Here is a 16,671-nt window from a genome sequence, read left to right as displayed (position 1 = left end):
TTTCTCAGGCTCCCAGTCCAAATCCATCATGAACTGCATTCATTGCTTTTTCAATATCTTCTTCCGGAATCAGTACCGTAATACGGATCTCGGATGTGGAGATCATATTGATATTGACTCTGGAATTGTATAATGATTCAAACATCTTCGCAGCTACTCCCGGATTACTCATCATTCCGGCTCCAACGATGGAAAGCTTTGCAACCTTTTCATTCCATGTGATATCCTGGATCGTAAGTCTTTCTTTATTCGCATTCAGTACTTCAATCGCATGTTGCAGATCCTCAGATGCAACCGTAAAGGAAATGTCTTTTGTTCCTTCTCTTCCGACAGACTGAAGAATGATATCTACGTTAATATTATTTGCAGCCAGTGTATTAAATACAGCAAATGCCGTCCCCGGCTTATCCTCTAATCCGATAACAGAGATTCTGACTGTATCTTTATCTGCAGCCACACCTGTAACCAGTAATTTTTCCATATTTGAACCCTCCTTGACTACGGTACCTTCTGAACGGTTCAGGCTGGACCGCACCACTAATTCCACATTATATTTTTTTGCCATTTCCACAGAACGGTTGTGAAGAACTTTTGCGCCGAGGCTTGCAAGTTCCAGCATCTCATCATAAGTAACCGCATCCAGTTTTTTTGCAGTTTTTACAACTCTCGGGTCTGCGGTGAACACACCGTCTACGTCTGTGTAGATTTCGCATTTATCAGCATGAAGTACCGCCGCCAGTGCAACGGCTGTTGTATCGGAACCGCCTCTTCCGAGTGTTGTGATATCGTCATATTTATTGACTCCCTGGAATCCGGTTACGATCACGATCTTTCTGGAATCCAGTTCATGCATGATGCGTTCGGTGTCTACTCTTTTAAATCTGGCATTCCCGTAACGGGATGTGGAGTGCATCATAACCTGAAAAGCATTCAGGGATACAGCAGGTACATCCAGTGCCTGCATTGCCATAGCCATCAAGGATACCGACACCTGTTCTCCTGTAGTAAGCAGCATATCCAGTTCTCTTTTTTTTGCGTCCGGATTGATCGTATTCGCCAGTGCGATCAGTTCATCTGTAGTATCTCCCATTGCAGAAAGTACAACCACCACGTCATGTCCGGCCCTGTAATCTTCAATGCAGCGTTTTGCCACATTAAATATCCTGTCTTTATTGGCAACAGAACTGCCGCCAAATTTCTTAACTATTAACATGTTTCCTCCTGTGACAGACCAATCTGATTAATCCTGGATACGGATCATATGTACGATCTGCTCTTTGTAAAGTTTTGATCTGGTCTCATAATCACCTTCCATCATAACAGGTGTTACGAATCCAAATTCATCTTCCAGTTCCGGAACGTTTACGACTTCAATCTCTCCGTATGATTCTTTCAGCTGTGGAATCAGTTTTTCTTTATCTCCCTTAATTCTCACAAAGAATCTTCTCTTGGAATCCGCCTTATCTTCCAGTTGGAGCTTTTCTTCTTTCCACATTGTCATAATATTACGGTTCAGATGTTTTGCTTCGTCTACCACATCTGCAACTACGGCACTTGCAGTCGGAAGTTTTCCCGCCCCGCTTCCATAGAACATCGCATCTCCCAGTACATTTCCATGCACAAAGATTGCATTAAATACATCATTGACATTGTAGAGCGGATGATCCGGATATAACATACATGGTGCTACGATCGCATGCAGTCTGTTGCCCGCATAACGTCTGCTGGACGCCAGCAGCTTGATCGTTGTTCCCATTGCCTTTGCATATTTCATATCTTCTACCGTAATCTCTGTGATTCCCTCACAGTAGATATCTTCAAAATCGACCTGCTGTCCCGAGATCAGGGATGACAGGATTGCGATCTTTCTGCAGGCATCGTAACCTTCTACATCAGCTTCCGGATTTCTTTCCGCATATCCATTTGCCTGTGCTTCTTTCAGGACGGTATCATAATCTGCCCCTTCGTAAAACATCTTGGACAGCATATAATTTGTCGTTCCGTTTAAGATTCCGGTGATCTCCTCGATCTCGTCTGCAGTCAGAGAAGAATTCAGCGGACGGATGATTGGAATACCCCCTCCGACACTTGCCTCAAACAGGAAATTAATATTATGTTCCGCTGCAATGGAAAGCAGCTCTGCTCCGTGCTTTGCCACCAGTGCCTTATTTGATGTTGCCACACTCTTTCCGGCCTGCAGGCAGCGTTTTACAAATGTATACGCCGGTTCGATACCACCCATCACTTCCACAACAATCTGTACCTCTTCATCTGATACGATCGTCTCGAAATCATGTATGATCTTGTCCTGCACCGGATCTCCCGGGAAATCTTTCATGTCCAGCACATATTTGATATTCAGTTCTTCACCGATTCTCTGATTGATACGTGCCCCGTTGGTATTGATGACTTCTACCACTCCGGAACCCACTGTCCCGTAGCCCATTACTGCTATATTGATCATATATTCCCTCCCTTTAGCCGTTCGCGATCTTCTTCAGGTATGCATTGATAAATGAATCAATATCACCATCCATTACGGCATTTACATTACTGTTTTCCTCATTTGTACGATGGTCTTTCACCAGTGTATATGGCTGCATAACATAAGACCTGATCTGATTGCCAAATCCGATATCTTTCACTTCACCCCGGATATCTGATACTTTTTCAGCCTGCTCCTGCTCTTTCATGAGTTGCAGCTTTGCTTTTAACATCTGCATTGCTTTTTCTTTGTTGTGATGCTGTGACCGTTCATTCTGACACTGTACCACAATTCCGGTTGGCAGATGCGTAATACGTATTGCGGAAGACGTCTTATTTACATGCTGTCCTCCGGCACCACTTGCGCGGTATGTATCAATCTTCAGATCATCATCTGCAATCTCAATATCGATATCATCTTTCAGATCCGGCAGTACATCGCACGATGCAAAAGATGTCTGGCGTTTTCCTGCCGCATTAAACGGTGAAATACGCACCAGCCTGTGGACACCTTTTTCTGATTTCAGATAGCCATAGGCATTCTCACCATTCACTTCAAATGTAACTGCTTTAATTCCGGCGATATCTCCGTCCAGGAAATCCAGCACCTGAAGTGTGAATCCCTTTCTCTCTGCCCACCGGCTGTACATACGATAAAGCATACCTGCCCAGTCACAGGATTCTGTTCCGCCGGCTCCGGCATGTATCGTCATGATCGCATTGCAGGAATCATATTCGCCTGACAACAGTGTCTGGATCTTCAGCTTTTCAAACACTTCTTCAAATGTATGGATCTCTTCCTCCAGTTCTTTTACCATCTCCGGATCTTCATCTTCATATCCCATCTCGATCAAAAGACCGATATCTTCATAAGAACTGTAGAGATTATGGATTGTCTCCACAAGTTCTTTCAGATTCTTCAATTCTTTCATTAGTTCCTGTGATTCTTCCGGATTATCCCAGAATCCAGGTTCTTCTATCTTTCGTTCCAGTTCTTCGATTCTCCGCTCTTTCCCTGCAACGTCAAAGTGAATCCCTCATTTCGGCAAGAGGTTCTTCATAAGCGTTCATTATTGTTTTGAACTGATCTAATTCAACCACATTTCCACCTCTTTCTTTTCTTATATTCTTCTTTATCCGGCAGCCGGGTTAGCCCTGCCGCCGTCATCTCATATCATATACGTCTGCATTCTGAAATTAATTCTTCCGTCCGCAGCACTGTTTGTATTTCTTTCCGCTTCCACACGGGCATGGATCGTTTGGATATACTTTCTTTTCGGCACGTTTCTTCGGCTCACGTACTCCTGTATCATCCTTATTCGTTCCGGTTACTTTTGCAACCTGTTCTCTTTCTACCTTCTGTTCCAGTTTGACATGCAGGATCGTACGTACCGTATCTTCCTCAATGCTTCTTGTCATCTCATCAAACATCTCGTATCCGATCATCTTGTACTCAACCTTTGGATCTCTCTGACCGTAAGCCTGAAGACCGATTCCCTGACGCAGCTGATCCATATCATCGATATGATCCATCCATTTTGCGTCGATCACTTTCAAGAGAACGACACGCTCAATCTCACGCATATGCTCCGGCTCCGGAAATTCTGATTCTTTCGCCTCGTAAACCTTTGCCGCACGTTCTTTCAGCATATGCTTCAGTTCCGTCTGACTGATATCTTTGACATCTTCTTCCGTGATCACTTCCATCGGAATCGTATTCCGGATCGTCAGATTCAATTCTGTCAGATTCCACTCATCATAATCCTGATCCGGACTGGTCACCATGTCTACCGCATTTTCCACATAATCATTCATCATGTGGAAGATAGAATCGCGCATGTTATCTCCATCCAGCACATGGCGTCTTTCTTCGTAAATAATCTCTCTCTGTTCGTTCATTACCTGGTCATATTCCAGCAGATTTTTACGGATTCCGAAGTTGTTGCTCTCGATCTTTTCCTGTGCTTTTTCAATCGCACTGGAAAGCATCTTGTGCTCGATCTGCTCACCGTCTTCCACCCCCAGTGTATTGAACACATTCATCAGTCTTTCCGATCCGAACAGTCTCATCAGATCATCTTCCAGGGAAATGTAGAATCTGGATTCTCCCGGATCCCCCTGACGTCCGGAACGTCCACGCAGCTGGTTATCGATACGTCTGGATTCATGACGCTCGGTTCCGATGATCTTAAGACCTCCGGCCGCCCTTGCTTCATCATCCAGTTTGATATCCGTACCACGGCCTGCCATGTTTGTTGCGATGGTTACCGCATCATGGATACCTGCCTGTGCAACGATTTCAGCTTCCAGTTCATGGAACTTGGCATTCAGTACGTTGTGTTTGATGCCGCGGCGCTTTAACATACCACTTAACAGTTCCGAATTGTCGATCGTGATCGTACCAACCAGTACCGGCTGGTGTTTTGCGTGTGCCTCTTCAATTGCATCGCACACAGCTCTGAACTTTTCTTTCTGTGTCTTATACACTGCATCTTCCAGATCCTGACGCTTTACAGGCACGTTTGTCGGAATCTCAATAACATCCATTCCGTAAATTTCACGAAATTCTTTTTCTTCTGTCAGAGCTGTACCTGTCATACCTGACTTTTTCGTATATTTATTGAACAGATTCTGGAACGTAATAGTTGCCAGGGTCTTGCTTTCCCGCTTAACCTTTACATGTTCTTTTGCTTCGATTGCCTGATGCAGTCCGTCCGAATAACGGCGTCCCGGCATGATACGTCCGGTAAATTCATCCACGATCAGCACTTCATCATCTTTTACTACATAATCCTTGTCACGGAACATCAGATTGTGTGCACGTAATGCAAGAATAATATTGTGCTGAATCTCCAGATTATCCGAATCTGCAAGGTTATCGATATGGAAGAACTTTTCAACTTTCTTTACACCATCTTCGGTAAGGTTGATATTCTTCTCCTTTTCATTAACAATGAAATCTCCTGTTTCTTCAATGTCCTCACCCATGATGGCATTCATCTTGGTGAATTCTCCGCTTGCCTCACCACGTTCCAGCTGACGTGCAAGTATATCACATGCTTCGTAAAGCTTTGTAGATTTCTCGCTCTGTCCGGAAATGATAAGTGGTGTCCTCGCCTCATCGATCAGTACGGAATCGACCTCATCGATCAGTGCATAGTTCAACCCTCTCTGCACAAGCTGTTCTTTATAAATAACCATGTTATCTCTCAGATAATCAAATCCGAGTTCGTTATTTGTCACATATGTGATGTCACAATCATATGCGGCACGTCTCTCATCATTATCCATGCTGTTCAGTACCACACCTACAGTCAGTCCGAGGAATTCATGTACCTGTCCCATCCATTCTGCATCACGTTTTGCCAGATAATCATTGACAGTTACAACATGTACGCCTTTTCCTTCCAGTGCATTCAGATATGACGGCAGAGTTGCGACCAGTGTCTTACCTTCACCGGTTTTCATCTCTGCAATACGACCCTGATGCAGGATGATTCCACCGATGATCTGTACGCGGTAATGCTTCATTCCCAACACACGGCTTGCCGCTTCTCTCACTACTGCATAAGCCTCCGGGAGAATATCATCTAAAGTCTCGCCATTTTCCAGACGGTCCTTAAATTCTTTTGTCTTTGCTTTCAATTCTTCATCTGAAAGCCGCTGCATATCTTCATCCAGTGCCATAACCGCATCTGCGATCGGATATACTCTTTTCAACTCATTCTGACTGTGAGTTCCAAATATTTTCTGTATAATATTCATTCGATGTATACTCCTTATTTCTCTTTAAGGTCGCGAAACGACCACTTTATCCATTATTTTATCACTATCCATACCTCAATTCAACTGATTTATAAAGTGTTAACACTTTATTTACGACCTGTTTATAGGGGATTACTTTTTGATTCCGCATGGCACATTAATGATATTCTTTTATCACTTCATACGGAATCCTGCCACCAAAGAGATCAAGCGCACTTCCAATCGTAAAATCAACCTTTCCGTTTCCGGTTCTGCGTATCTGTTCCAGATCCTCCATACTTCCGATACCTCCTGCATAAGTCACCGGAATGTCTGCCTGCTTCAGGATATTTATCAGCTCCTGTTCTATTCCGGAAGCTTTCCCCTCCACATCCACACCATGTACTAAAAATTCATCGCAATAGCCGGACAGTCTGCCAAGGATCTCCGTTCCAAGCTCCACATTGGTAAATGTCTGCCAGCGGTCAGTTACGATATAATATCTTCCGTCCTTCTTCCTGCAGCTCAGATCCAGAACCACATGTTCTTTTCCCACTGCCATACATAATTTTTTCAGATTATCCCAGTAGATTTCACCATTTTTGAATACATAAGAAGTCACGATCACATGGCTTGCTCCTGCCCGGATATATTCCGAAGCATTGTCTGCCGTAATTCCGCCTCCGATCTGTAATCCTCCCGGATACGCATGCAATGCCTTTAATGCCTGTTTTTTTGTCTGTCCGTAATATTCCGACGATGCCGGATTCAGGAGAATGACATGTCCCCCTTTCAGTCCGTCTTTTTTATACATTTCCGCAAAATAATCGGCTCCCTGATCTGCCGCGAAATTCTCTTCCGCCTGGTCTCCCTGATCCCGAAGGCTCCCTCCGACAATCTGTTTTACTTTTCCGTTATGTATATCAATGCATGGTCTGAATTTCATAAATGTTTATCTCCTTTTTGCGTTTTCAACCATTTTACCACACTAAAGTACAGCCGTCCAGTTTGCCGCGAATGCCCCGGACAACAACGAAGGATGCCGGAAGGATATTTTTCCTTCACCCCGGCATCCTTGTTTTGTACTTTTTGTCTTACCTTGCAGCAATCAGGTGTCCCTTTTCCTATCTGGTATTATCCGTATCATTTTTTCCTGTATCGTTTTTTTCCGTATCGTCCGGATCCAGATCATCTACGATATCATCCACACCGTCTTCTACACCATCTTCCACTTCATTTACTGCGTTATCATCTGTATCATTTGTATTATTTCCACAGCCGGTCAGCCCCGACATTGCTCCTGCACACATTAATATCAGCAGCATTTTTTTCCATTGTTTCATTGTACAATCTTCCTTTCGTATATTTTTCATCTGCCATCAAGTATTACCTGTCATCAGTAATATCTGCATTTTTTGAAAATATATACAAAATCCGTATGCTGCTGATACTGGTATTTTTTTACATTTCTACAGTCTCTCTGCTATCACACCACTTCTGTATGCTGCAAGGAGCACTTCCAGATCTGCGATCTGTTCTTTCAAATGTCTTCCCACATCGGTATCTTCCACTTTTTTACGTTCCAATGTCCGTTTAACTACGGTACTGTCTGAATGTATATCACTTTCCTTCTCAATGGCCGCTTCTGTAGATTCAAACGGCTCATGCGCAGCCAGGATCAGTCCATAAGAATTGTAAATCAATGTATATCCTGCAATACCTGTTTCTTTCTGATACGCTCTCGAAAATCCACCATCGATCACCAGAACTTTTCCGCCGCACTTGATCGGTTTTTCCCCATCTTTGCATTTTACCGGTACATGACCGTTGATAATATGCGCATCTTCATTTTCCAGTCCGAATTCTTTCAGTATATGGCAGATTACCTTTTCATCTTCCAGCAACAGATAATATGGATTTTTCTTCTCTTTATGTGTCTCTTTTTCTGCCAGGAAATAACGTTCGAACGTCGCCATCTTGTCTTTACCGAACAGTGGTGAATTCTCGCTCAGCCAGATATACCACATAATGTCTTTTCCACGTTCTTTTTCCTTAGAATCCATAGCATAGAATCCTTTTCTTACATAACTTTCAAGGACTTCATAGAGACCTTTCCCCTTATATGTATGACCGAAAATCCTCACACTCTTCAGATTGCCATCTTCTTTTAATGGTACACAGCCATGATATAACAGATTTCCATTATACACTTTATATAATCCGCCTTTGTTCAACAGGAAATGCATATGGCTCTGTAATTTTTCACAGTTTTCAAATGCCCTTTCCAAACGCTCCATAATATCCTCTTCTTCTTTGGTAAGTGCATATGGCTTTTTCGGGTCAATTGTCGGAAAATTCGAATCCAGCATTTTATATTCTTTCCCATCCAGTTCAATTGTACCCTTTTCATAGTCAATATGATGCAGGAGATTGCGTTTATCCAGTTTAAATCCCGGATTTTTCTTGATAATCTGCCCTTCTACCTTGAACTGGATCACCGAAATCGCTTTGTGCATCTTCACATCCAGCAGCATCTCACTTGCACTGTAATTCGGACTGCCTTTTAATTTGAAACATTCGCACGGATCATCCCGATATGTATTCATGGCAAATGTTGCCAGCGGAAGCAGATTGATTCCATATCCTTCTTCCAGAATGTCCAGATTTCCATATCTCGCACAGATACGGATCACATTGGCAATACATCCTCTCTGCCCGGCTGCCGCACCCATCCACAGGACATCATGGTTGCCCCACTGGATATCTACCGAATGATAGTCCATCAGCTTGTCCATGATAATATGCGGTCCCGGTCCTCTGTCATAAATATCCCCCACAATATGCAGATGGTCTACCGTCAGCCGTTGGATCAGTTCACTCATGGCAATAATAAATTTTTCTGCCCTTCCGATGCGGATGATCGTGCTTACGATTGCATTATAGTAAGACTCTTTATCCGTCATATCCTTTTTCTCCGTGATCAGCTCTTCAATCACATATGCAAAATCTGCGGGCAATGCTTTTCTGACCTTTGATCTGGTATACTTGCTGGCGGTTCTTTTGCAGATTTCGATCAGGCGATATAGTGTGATCTTATACCAGTCTTCCATATTCTTTTCCGTCTTCTTAATCCGGTCCATCTTCTCTTTCGGATAATAAATAAGAGTAGCAAGCGTCTGTTTGTCCCTGCTACTCAAAGTATTACCGAATACATCATCAATTTTACGGCGCACAGAACCAGAGCCATTCTTTAAAACATGTGCGAATGCCTCGTATTCCCCATGAATGTCCGTCAGAAAATGTTCTGTACCCTTTGGCAGATTTAAGATTGCCTGCAGATTGATGATCTCTGTAGAAGCTTTGGCGATGGTCGGATACAGTTGAGAAAGTCTTTCCAGATAACGTTCCTCCAATTGTCTCATAATTACCTCCCGGTCTCCCCTTTATTTTTTAAGATGCCGGGATTGTGTGAGCTCAAAGCACAGAACAATCCACAGGCATCATAGATGGGACTTTAGATTCCAATATCTTATATCATATCACATTTTAGAACTGGATCACATCTGACATATCATATCTTCCGGCCGGTTTTCCTGCCAGGAACTTTGCAGCCTCCACTGCTCCTTTTCCAAATACCGCTTTGGAATACGCTGTATGTTTGAACTCGATCACTTCATCCTGCCCTGCAAAAAGCACCTCATGATCTCCAACGATCGTTCCTCCGCGTACAGCTGAAATTCCGATTTCTTTTCCGTCGCGTTTCTGGCGCACCTGGCTTCTATCATATACATAATGATACTGATTATCCGCTGCTTCATTGATAGAATCAGCCAGTGCAAGTGCAGTACCGCTTGGTGCATCCAGCTTCTGATTATGGTGCTTCTCTACCAGTTCGATATCATATCCTGCCGGTGAAAGTACCTTAGTAGCATCCTGCAGAATCTTCAGAAGCAGGTTGATTCCAAGTGACATATTTGCAGATTTTAAAACTGCAACTTTCTTTGCAGATTCTTCCACCTTTGCAAGTTGCTCTTCTGAAAGTCCTGTTGTACAAAGTACGACCGGCACCTGCTTCTCCACGCAATAACCCAACAATTCATCTGCTGCCGCTGCATTCGAAAAATCAATGATAACGTCCGCTTCCACATCGCACGCACCAATGTTCTCAAATACAGGGTACTCATTTGGCACTTTGGTGTATTTATCAATACCTGCTACAAGTTCAATTCCTTCTGTGTTCTTGATAATATCTGTAATAACACGTCCCATATGTCCGTTACATCCATGCATAATTGCTTTTACCATATTCTTGTCCTCCTCTGTATACATGCTTCTTCCGGGCGTATGCCGGTAAAAACAAAGGATACCATAGACGTATGATATCCTTCTGTCTTTTTATTATACTAACTGAATACCGAAATCTTTCATTGCCTGAGCAAGATTCTTCTCATGTTCAGGGGATATCTCTGTAAGCGGCATGCGAAGCGGGCCACAGTCGATTCCCATCAACTGCATTGCTTTCTTAACCGGGATTGGATTCACTTCACAGAATAACTGATCGATCAGAGGGAGTGCCTTCAGCTGAAGTTCTGCACTTCCTTTCACATCCCCTTCAAAATACTTCTCACAAATGTCATGTGCTGCATCCGGTGCCACATTCGACAGTACAGAGATCACACCTTTTCCTCCAAGTGATAATACCGGCACGATCTGATCATCATTTCCTGAATAGAGGTCAACATTACCGTCTGTCAGGTTCATGATCTTTGCAACCTGTGAGATATTTCCTGATGCTTCTTTGATACCCACGATATTATCTACATCTTTTACCAGTCTTGCAACTGTTGCAGGTTCAATATTACAGCCTGTTCTGCTGGCAACACTGTACATAATGATCGGTGCTGTCACTTCTTTTGCTACCGCACTGAAATGTCCGATAAGTCCGTTCTGTGTTGCTTTATTGTAATAAGGTGTAACTAGAAGCAGACCGTCTGCTCCATACTCGGAAGCTTCTTTTGACATGTCTATTGCAGTACGTGTACAATTGGAACCTGTTCCCGCGATAACCGGAACTCTCTTATTCACACGGTCGATTGTAAATTTCACACACTGCATGTGTTCTTCTTCTGTCATGGTAGCAGACTCTCCTGTTGTACCACAGATTACAATACTGTCTGTTTTATGTGCACAATGAAACTCGATCAACTCATCAAGTCTGTCATAGTTAATACTTCCATCTTCATTAAATGGTGTGACTATTGCCACGCCGGCTCCTGTAAAAATAGCCATAGTGATCCTCCTGACTTTCATATAATCTAATGAAATTCTATCATCAATTAAATATGATGTCAATCCGAACCCTTATCGAAAATTCATCCTTTACACCGGCTCATCCATACATTCCAGCTTGCTGACCGATACCTCGTAGGCAACTCTTTTCTGTGTTTCTGTTTCTGTGATCTTCTTCGTATATTCACGGCTCTGAATTCTTCCAACCACCTGCACGTGCTCCCCAACTTCAAATGCAGAAGCGAATCTGGCATTCCTTCCCCAGCAGATACATGGAATGTAATCGGATTTCCCGTACGGTCTGTTCACTGCCAGCAACAGATCTGCGATTTCCCTTCCCAGCGGTGTTTTTCTATATACCGGCTGTTTACAGATATATCCATCCAGTAAGATTTGATTCGTCTTTGCCCCGTCAAGCTCTTCTTCAATAAAAAAGAGTTCTCTGACAAAAACAGAAAGAATCAATCTGTTTTTCATCTCTTCGTGCCTGTTGTAAGACCGGAATTGTCCGTTTACCATAATAAATTCCCCTGTATAATCTTTCGAAACATCTATCAGACGTTCTGAAATCATCAGCGGTATCCTGTCTTTGGAATTACTGAGTCTTTTCACATCCACTTCTACCATATAAAAGCCTTCTCCGAATACTTCATGGCTGAATAAAAACGGGGATACGATTTCTCCCATCATAGTTACCTGGTTGTTCTCAATCATCTTATCTGACATAATTTTGTAATCTCCCTTCCTCTGGATCGTATTTTAAGTCATTACAAAGTCTATGAACCAAATCAGCATTTTAGAACTAAATACTTGTAAATTTCAAAAAATGTGATAAACTAATGTGGTTGCAGATAATAATAGGTAGAGAAAAGGAAGATTCGTAATGAAGACAAAACGTGAAGATGTACGTAATATCGCGATTATTGCCCATGTTGACCATGGTAAGACAACATTAGTAGATGAATTATTAAAGCAAAGCGGTGTATTCCGTGAAAATCAGGAAGTAGCAGAACGTGTCATGGACTCTAACGATATCGAAAGAGAACGTGGAATCACGATCCTCTCCAAGAATACTGCCGTCACCTATAACGGTGTAAAAATCAATATTATAGATACTCCGGGACATGCTGATTTCGGCGGCGAAGTAGAACGTGTCCTTAAAATGGTTAATGGTGTTATCCTCGTTGTTGATGCGTTTGAGGGTGCTATGCCGCAGACCAAATTTGTACTCCGCAAGGCAATGGAGTTAAAACTTCCGGTCATCGTATGTATCAATAAGATTGACCGTCCGGAAGCAAGAGCCGAAGAAGTTATCGATGAAGTTCTGGAACTGCTCATTGACCTTGGTGCTTCTGATGAACAGTTAGACTGCCCATTCGTATACGCATCCGCTAAGAATGGTGTGGCTGCACTTGAGATTTCGGATGAAATGAAAGACATGAAGCCTCTGTTTGAGACCATTCTGGATTATATTCCTGCACCAGAAGGTGATCCGGAAGCTCCGACTCAGGTTCTGATCAGTACGATCGACTATAATGAATATGTTGGACGTATCGGTGTTGGTAAAGTAGATAACGGTACGATCGCAGTTAACCAGGACATGGTTGTTGTCAACCATCATGATCCTGACAAACAGAAGAAAGTTAAGATCAGTAAATTATATGAATTTGACGGTCTGCAGAAAGTAGAAGTAAAAGAAGCATCTATCGGTGCAATCGTGGCAATTTCAGGTATCTCTGACATTTCCATCGGTGATACACTCTGCTCACCTGAAAATCCGACACCAATTCCGTTCCAGAAGATTTCTGAACCAACAATCTCTATGGATTTCGTTGTAAATGACAGTCCGTTTGCCGGACAGGAAGGAAAATATGTAACTTCCCGTCACTTACGTGATCGTCTGATGCGCGAACTGAACACAGATGTCAGCCTTCGTGTTGAAGATACCGACAACATGGACGCATTCAAAGTATCCGGACGTGGTGAACTTCACCTTTCCGTTCTAATCGAGAATATGAGACGTGAAGGATATGAATTCGCAGTCAGCAAAGCTGAGGTTCTGTATCACAAAGACGAGAATGGTAAACTTCTTGAGCCAATGGAGATTGCTTACATTGATGTACCTGATGAATACACTGGTGTCGTTATTGATAAACTGAGCCAGAGAAAAGGTGAATTACAGACAATGGGTGCTGCCAATGGTGGATATACACGTCTTGAGTTCCGTATTCCATCCCGTGGTCTGATCGGTTACCGTGGTGATTTCCTGACAGACACAAAGGGAAATGGTATCATGAACACTGCATTCGACGGATACGCTCCATATAAGGGAGATATCCAGTATCGTAAACAGGGATCTCTGATTGCATACGAGACCGGTGAGTCTGTAACTTATGGTCTGTACAGTGCTCAGGAGCGTGGAACACTCTTCATCGGTGCCGGTGAAAAAGTTTATTCCGGTATGGTCATCGGTGAAAATGCAAAAACAGATGATATCGAAGTAAATGTATGTAAGACCAAGCATCTTACCAATACTCGTTCTTCCAGCGCAGATGATGCACTTCGTCTGACACCTCCGACGGTCCTCAGTCTGGAGCAGGCAATCGACTTCATCGATACAGATGAACTTCTGGAGGTTACTCCGGAATCACTCCGTATTCGTAAAAAGATTCTGGATCCTAAGATGAGAAAACGTGTAAATCGCTAATGAATAAACATTTACGGTTATAACTGACCGCACGAAAGCGGCAGAAAATAAAATATATAAAACAGTTTTTGTTCACGAAAACCTGACAATTTATATATTTTATTTTCTGCCGCTTTTTTGTTCTCATCTGCAGCACACATTACTAAAAATTTTCCTTCTCCATTGTTCTTCATTTTGATATGATATCTTTCTTTGGGATATTGGCAAATATCTTTTTTTCACTTATACTGGAATTACAGCGAAAATCTATATAAAAGAAAGGAATCCACGAATGAAAGAACTGATTTCTCACCTTCTCAAACAGGTGGCCGCAATTCTGGAATATGTGATTGCATTTATGCTTGCGATCGGTATCATACTGCTTTGCCTTCGTATGGTATGTTCACTTCAGTATATTCCGAATCTGAACACCTATCCGAATTACGATGATCTTCTCGAGGTTTGTTTTAATCTGATCATCGGTGTCGAATTGATCCGTATGATGTATTCGCACTCTCCGAGTACCGTATTTGAGGTTCTGCTTTTTGCGATTGCAAGACACATCATTATGGACCACACTTCCATCTACAGCAGTCTGATCGGCGTCTGTTCCATCGCAGTCTTATTTGCAACCAGAAAATTCTTATTCTCAGAATTCGACATAGCAGACGAAACGGTATTCCGTGCTTCAACCAAGGCTAAAGTTGTCAACAAGATTCTCAGCGTGAGCATTCCGCATGAAGCAGATGATACCCTTTCCAATGTACTGCTGCGGCATCTCGAAGAACAGAATATCACGCCCCGTGTTGGTGCATGTTATTACTTCCACGATTGCGGTCTGCGGGTTGCCAAACTTCATGATGGAAAAATTTCAAGAATTCAGGTAATTCGTGCTATACATTAGCGGCCAAACATGTTATACTACACATATCAGATAGATTGCCGGTTCGAGTAACAATTGTCAGATTATAATTCATTTATTTGATGATTGTATAACGTGCAATTATTTGAAATTATGTCGCAAAGGAGTTGGGCATCATGAAATTTATTATTATTGGAAAGAACATCGATGTAACACCAGGCTTAAGAGAGGCCGTAGAAAGCAAGTTAGGAAAGTTAGGAAGGTACTTTACTCCGAATACAGAGATTCACGTAACCTTAAGTGTACAGAAAGGACATCAGAAAATTGAAGTAACAATTCCTGTAAAGGGTGGTCTAGTTCGTTCCGAACAGGAAAGTTCTGATATGTATGTATCGATTGATCTTGTAGAAGAAGTCATCGAACGTCAACTTCGTAAATATAAAAATAAACTGGTAGCACGTGAACAGGAAGGCGGTAACTTCAAACAGGAATTCTTTGACGCCGAAGATAATATTGAAGATGACGGCGAGATTAAAATCGTACGTACCAAAAAATTCGGATTTAAACCTATGTATCCGGAAGATGCATGTGTACAGATGGAACTTCTTGGACATGATTTTTATGTATTCTGTAACGCAGAGTCTGACGAGGTAAATGTTGTATATAGACGTAAGAACGGAACATTTGGATTGATCGAACCAGAATTTTCTTAAAATTCCATATAAAATGCAACATAATACCTGTAAATCAGGATGTAAAAAGAGACGGCAGCCTATCATGTCGTCTCTTTTTTATTTCTCATATGCAATAGAAACCATCAAAGCAATTATTCCAAAACCGTTGGCACACCGTCAATCTCAGCATAATAACACTCTTCTTTCGGTGTCATATCTGCCTGTGCGTTCGTCCCTTCCGTAATTGCATGCATCACCTGTTCCAGTTCCGTCTTCGGGATCAGTACTTCCAATTCTACTTTATCCGTATATACCGTATCCAGTATTTTCAGCTCTCTCTGGGCCAGAATGTACTGGATCTTACCGAATGTTGTATAATCTGTCTCTATATGAAGTTTCACACCCAGAATCTTCGTTATCACGACCGATGCCCGCAGACCGGCTTTCACAGCTTGTGAATAAGCCCGAACCAGCCCTCCTGTCCCAAGCAGTGTACCGCCAAAATAACGTGTCACAACCACAGCCACATTCCTCAGTTCATTTCCAAGCAATACATCCAACATTGGTTTTCCGGCTGTTCCGTTCGGCTCTCCGTCATCACTGCAGCGCTGAAGCTGTCCTCTCTCTCCGATCACATATGCAAAACAGTTATGTCTGGCATCCCAGTATTTCTTTTTTGTCTTTTCTATAAATTCCAGTGCTTCTTCTTCATTCTCCACCGGTATTACAGTTGCGATAAATCTTGATTTTTTTTCTACAATCTCATCTTCTCCGCCCTGATAGATGGTTCTGTATTCTGGTAACATTTTGTCGTCCTTTCGTATAATTTGTAAATTTATACATAATATAATACCTAATTTCTTAAGATTTTCCTAGTCTAATATGAAGTTTTCATTTTTTTCTTTATAAAAGAGTGTACATTTGCTATAATA

General features: G+C 42.4%; 15 protein-coding genes. 3 read left to right on the top strand and 12 right to left on the bottom strand.

From position 1 onward, the window contains the following. Nucleotides 1-4: 4 nt before the first annotated feature. The 10 genes from OCV72_RS01675 to OCV72_RS01630 all read right to left on the bottom strand — a co-directional run bounded on the left by OCV72_RS01675 (nucleotide 5) and on the right by OCV72_RS01630 (nucleotide 12,243). Nucleotides 5-1,213, bottom strand: a complete 1,209-nt coding sequence (locus OCV72_RS01675) for an aspartate kinase (protein WP_055281434.1) — start codon at nucleotides 1,211-1,213, stop codon at nucleotides 5-7. 27 nt (nucleotides 1,214-1,240) lie between these two features. Next, the gene (locus OCV72_RS01670) at nucleotides 1,241-2,464 is read right to left on the bottom strand and encodes a homoserine dehydrogenase (protein WP_055281432.1); all 1,224 of its coding nucleotides are present in this window, start codon (nucleotides 2,462-2,464) and stop codon (nucleotides 1,241-1,243) included. 13 nt (nucleotides 2,465-2,477) lie between these two features. Then, nucleotides 2,478-3,585 (bottom strand): peptide chain release factor 2 gene (gene prfB / locus OCV72_RS01665; protein WP_117597141.1). Its coding sequence is split into 2 segments (ribosomal slippage): nucleotides 2,478-3,509 and nucleotides 3,511-3,585, totalling 1,107 coding nucleotides; the frame shifts between segments, so codons are not numbered across the junction. Nucleotides 3,586-3,681: 96 nt separating this feature from the next. After that, nucleotides 3,682-6,249 carry a preprotein translocase subunit SecA gene (gene secA, locus OCV72_RS01660; protein ID WP_055281428.1) on the bottom strand — a complete coding sequence of 856 codons (2,568 nt, stop codon included), beginning with the start codon at nucleotides 6,247-6,249 and terminating at the stop codon, nucleotides 3,682-3,684. A gap of 157 nt (nucleotides 6,250-6,406) precedes the next feature. Continuing rightward, nucleotides 6,407-7,174 carry a phosphoribosylformimino-5-aminoimidazole carboxamide ribotide isomerase gene (gene hisA / locus OCV72_RS01655; protein ID WP_055281426.1) on the bottom strand — a complete coding sequence of 256 codons (768 nt, stop codon included), beginning with the start codon at nucleotides 7,172-7,174 and terminating at the stop codon, nucleotides 6,407-6,409. A gap of 178 nt (nucleotides 7,175-7,352) precedes the next feature. Then, a complete protein-coding gene (locus tag OCV72_RS01650; RefSeq protein ID WP_055281424.1) occupies nucleotides 7,353-7,571 on the bottom strand; it encodes a hypothetical protein in 219 nt (72 codons plus the stop codon). Between the two features lie 126 nt (nucleotides 7,572-7,697). Next, nucleotides 7,698-9,650, bottom strand: coding sequence for a fructose-1,6-bisphosphatase (locus tag OCV72_RS01645; RefSeq protein WP_055281422.1), 1,953 nt, complete (start codon nucleotides 9,648-9,650; stop codon nucleotides 7,698-7,700). 124 nt (nucleotides 9,651-9,774) lie between these two features. After that, the gene (gene dapB / locus OCV72_RS01640; protein WP_055281420.1) at nucleotides 9,775-10,533 is read right to left on the bottom strand and encodes a 4-hydroxy-tetrahydrodipicolinate reductase; all 759 of its coding nucleotides are present in this window, start codon (nucleotides 10,531-10,533) and stop codon (nucleotides 9,775-9,777) included. Between the two features lie 93 nt (nucleotides 10,534-10,626). Next, nucleotides 10,627-11,517: a 4-hydroxy-tetrahydrodipicolinate synthase gene (dapA, locus tag OCV72_RS01635; protein WP_028088255.1), complete on the bottom strand. Its 891-nt coding sequence runs from the start codon at nucleotides 11,515-11,517 to the stop codon at nucleotides 10,627-10,629. Nucleotides 11,518-11,607: 90 nt separating this feature from the next. After that, complete coding sequence (locus OCV72_RS01630; RefSeq protein WP_028088254.1) at nucleotides 11,608-12,243, bottom strand: single-stranded DNA-binding protein; 636 nt, start codon at nucleotides 12,241-12,243, stop codon at nucleotides 11,608-11,610. Between the two features lie 157 nt (nucleotides 12,244-12,400). On the opposite strand from OCV72_RS01630, the gene typA reads away from it, so the two are divergent. Then, nucleotides 12,401-14,224: a translational GTPase TypA gene (typA, locus tag OCV72_RS01625; protein WP_055281418.1), complete on the top strand. Its 1,824-nt coding sequence runs from the start codon at nucleotides 12,401-12,403 to the stop codon at nucleotides 14,222-14,224. Between the two features lie 17 nt (nucleotides 14,225-14,241). Here typA and OCV72_RS01620 read toward each other — a convergent pair whose 3' ends face one another. Beyond that, nucleotides 14,242-14,397: a hypothetical protein gene (locus OCV72_RS01620; protein WP_006426232.1), complete on the bottom strand. Its 156-nt coding sequence runs from the start codon at nucleotides 14,395-14,397 to the stop codon at nucleotides 14,242-14,244. Between the two features lie 98 nt (nucleotides 14,398-14,495). On the opposite strand from OCV72_RS01620, the gene OCV72_RS01615 reads away from it, so the two are divergent. Together OCV72_RS01615 and hpf are read left to right on the top strand one after the other, a co-directional pair. Beyond that, nucleotides 14,496-15,107 carry a hypothetical protein gene (locus tag OCV72_RS01615; protein ID WP_022415036.1) on the top strand — a complete coding sequence of 204 codons (612 nt, stop codon included), beginning with the start codon at nucleotides 14,496-14,498 and terminating at the stop codon, nucleotides 15,105-15,107. A 134-nt stretch (nucleotides 15,108-15,241) separates the two neighbouring features. After that, on the top strand, nucleotides 15,242-15,778 hold the full coding sequence (hpf, locus tag OCV72_RS01610; protein WP_006426234.1) for a ribosome hibernation-promoting factor, HPF/YfiA family: 537 nt from the start codon (nucleotides 15,242-15,244) through the stop codon (nucleotides 15,776-15,778). A 113-nt stretch (nucleotides 15,779-15,891) separates the two neighbouring features. Here the strand turns inward: hpf and OCV72_RS01605 are convergent, their stop codons facing one another. Continuing rightward, the gene (locus OCV72_RS01605) at nucleotides 15,892-16,545 is read right to left on the bottom strand and encodes a YigZ family protein (protein WP_055281416.1); all 654 of its coding nucleotides are present in this window, start codon (nucleotides 16,543-16,545) and stop codon (nucleotides 15,892-15,894) included. Nucleotides 16,546-16,671 lie beyond the last annotated feature (126 nt).

It is taken from the genome of Dorea amylophila (assembly GCF_025567265.1).
Lineage (GTDB): Bacteria > Bacillota > Clostridia > Lachnospirales > Lachnospiraceae > Dorea_A > Dorea_A amylophila.
The sequence above is the reverse complement of the archived record's forward strand: the minus strand, read 5'-3'. Positions and strand labels throughout refer to the sequence as shown.

Bases quoted from the DNA above. Each gene is read 5' to 3' on its own strand.
- OCV72_RS01630 (WP_028088254.1), bottom strand. From the start codon at position 12,243: ATGTCAGATAAGATGATTGAGAACAACCAGGTAACTATGATGGGAGAA.
- typA (WP_055281418.1), top strand. From the start codon at position 12,401: ATGAAGACAAAACGTGAAGATGTACGTAATATCGCGATTATTGCCCAT.
- OCV72_RS01620 (WP_006426232.1), bottom strand. From the start codon at position 14,397: ATGAAGAACAATGGAGAAGGAAAATTTTTAGTAATGTGTGCTGCAGAT.
- secA (WP_055281428.1), bottom strand. From the start codon at position 6,249: ATGAATATTATACAGAAAATATTTGGAACTCACAGTCAGAATGAGTTG.
- dapA (WP_028088255.1), bottom strand. From the start codon at position 11,517: ATGGCTATTTTTACAGGAGCCGGCGTGGCAATAGTCACACCATTTAAT.
- hisA (WP_055281426.1), bottom strand. From the start codon at position 7,174: ATGAAATTCAGACCATGCATTGATATACATAACGGAAAAGTAAAACAG.
- OCV72_RS01650 (WP_055281424.1), bottom strand. From the start codon at position 7,571: ATGAAACAATGGAAAAAAATGCTGCTGATATTAATGTGTGCAGGAGCA.
- OCV72_RS01675 (WP_055281434.1), bottom strand. From the start codon at position 1,213: ATGTTAATAGTTAAGAAATTTGGCGGCAGTTCTGTTGCCAATAAAGAC.
- hpf (WP_006426234.1), top strand. From the start codon at position 15,242: ATGAAATTTATTATTATTGGAAAGAACATCGATGTAACACCAGGCTTA.
- OCV72_RS01605 (WP_055281416.1), bottom strand. From the start codon at position 16,545: ATGTTACCAGAATACAGAACCATCTATCAGGGCGGAGAAGATGAGATT.
- OCV72_RS01615 (WP_022415036.1), top strand. From the start codon at position 14,496: ATGAAAGAACTGATTTCTCACCTTCTCAAACAGGTGGCCGCAATTCTG.
- dapB (WP_055281420.1), bottom strand. From the start codon at position 10,533: ATGGTAAAAGCAATTATGCATGGATGTAACGGACATATGGGACGTGTT.
- OCV72_RS01645 (WP_055281422.1), bottom strand. From the start codon at position 9,650: ATGAGACAATTGGAGGAACGTTATCTGGAAAGACTTTCTCAACTGTAT.
- OCV72_RS01670 (WP_055281432.1), bottom strand. From the start codon at position 2,464: ATGATCAATATAGCAGTAATGGGCTACGGGACAGTGGGTTCCGGAGTG.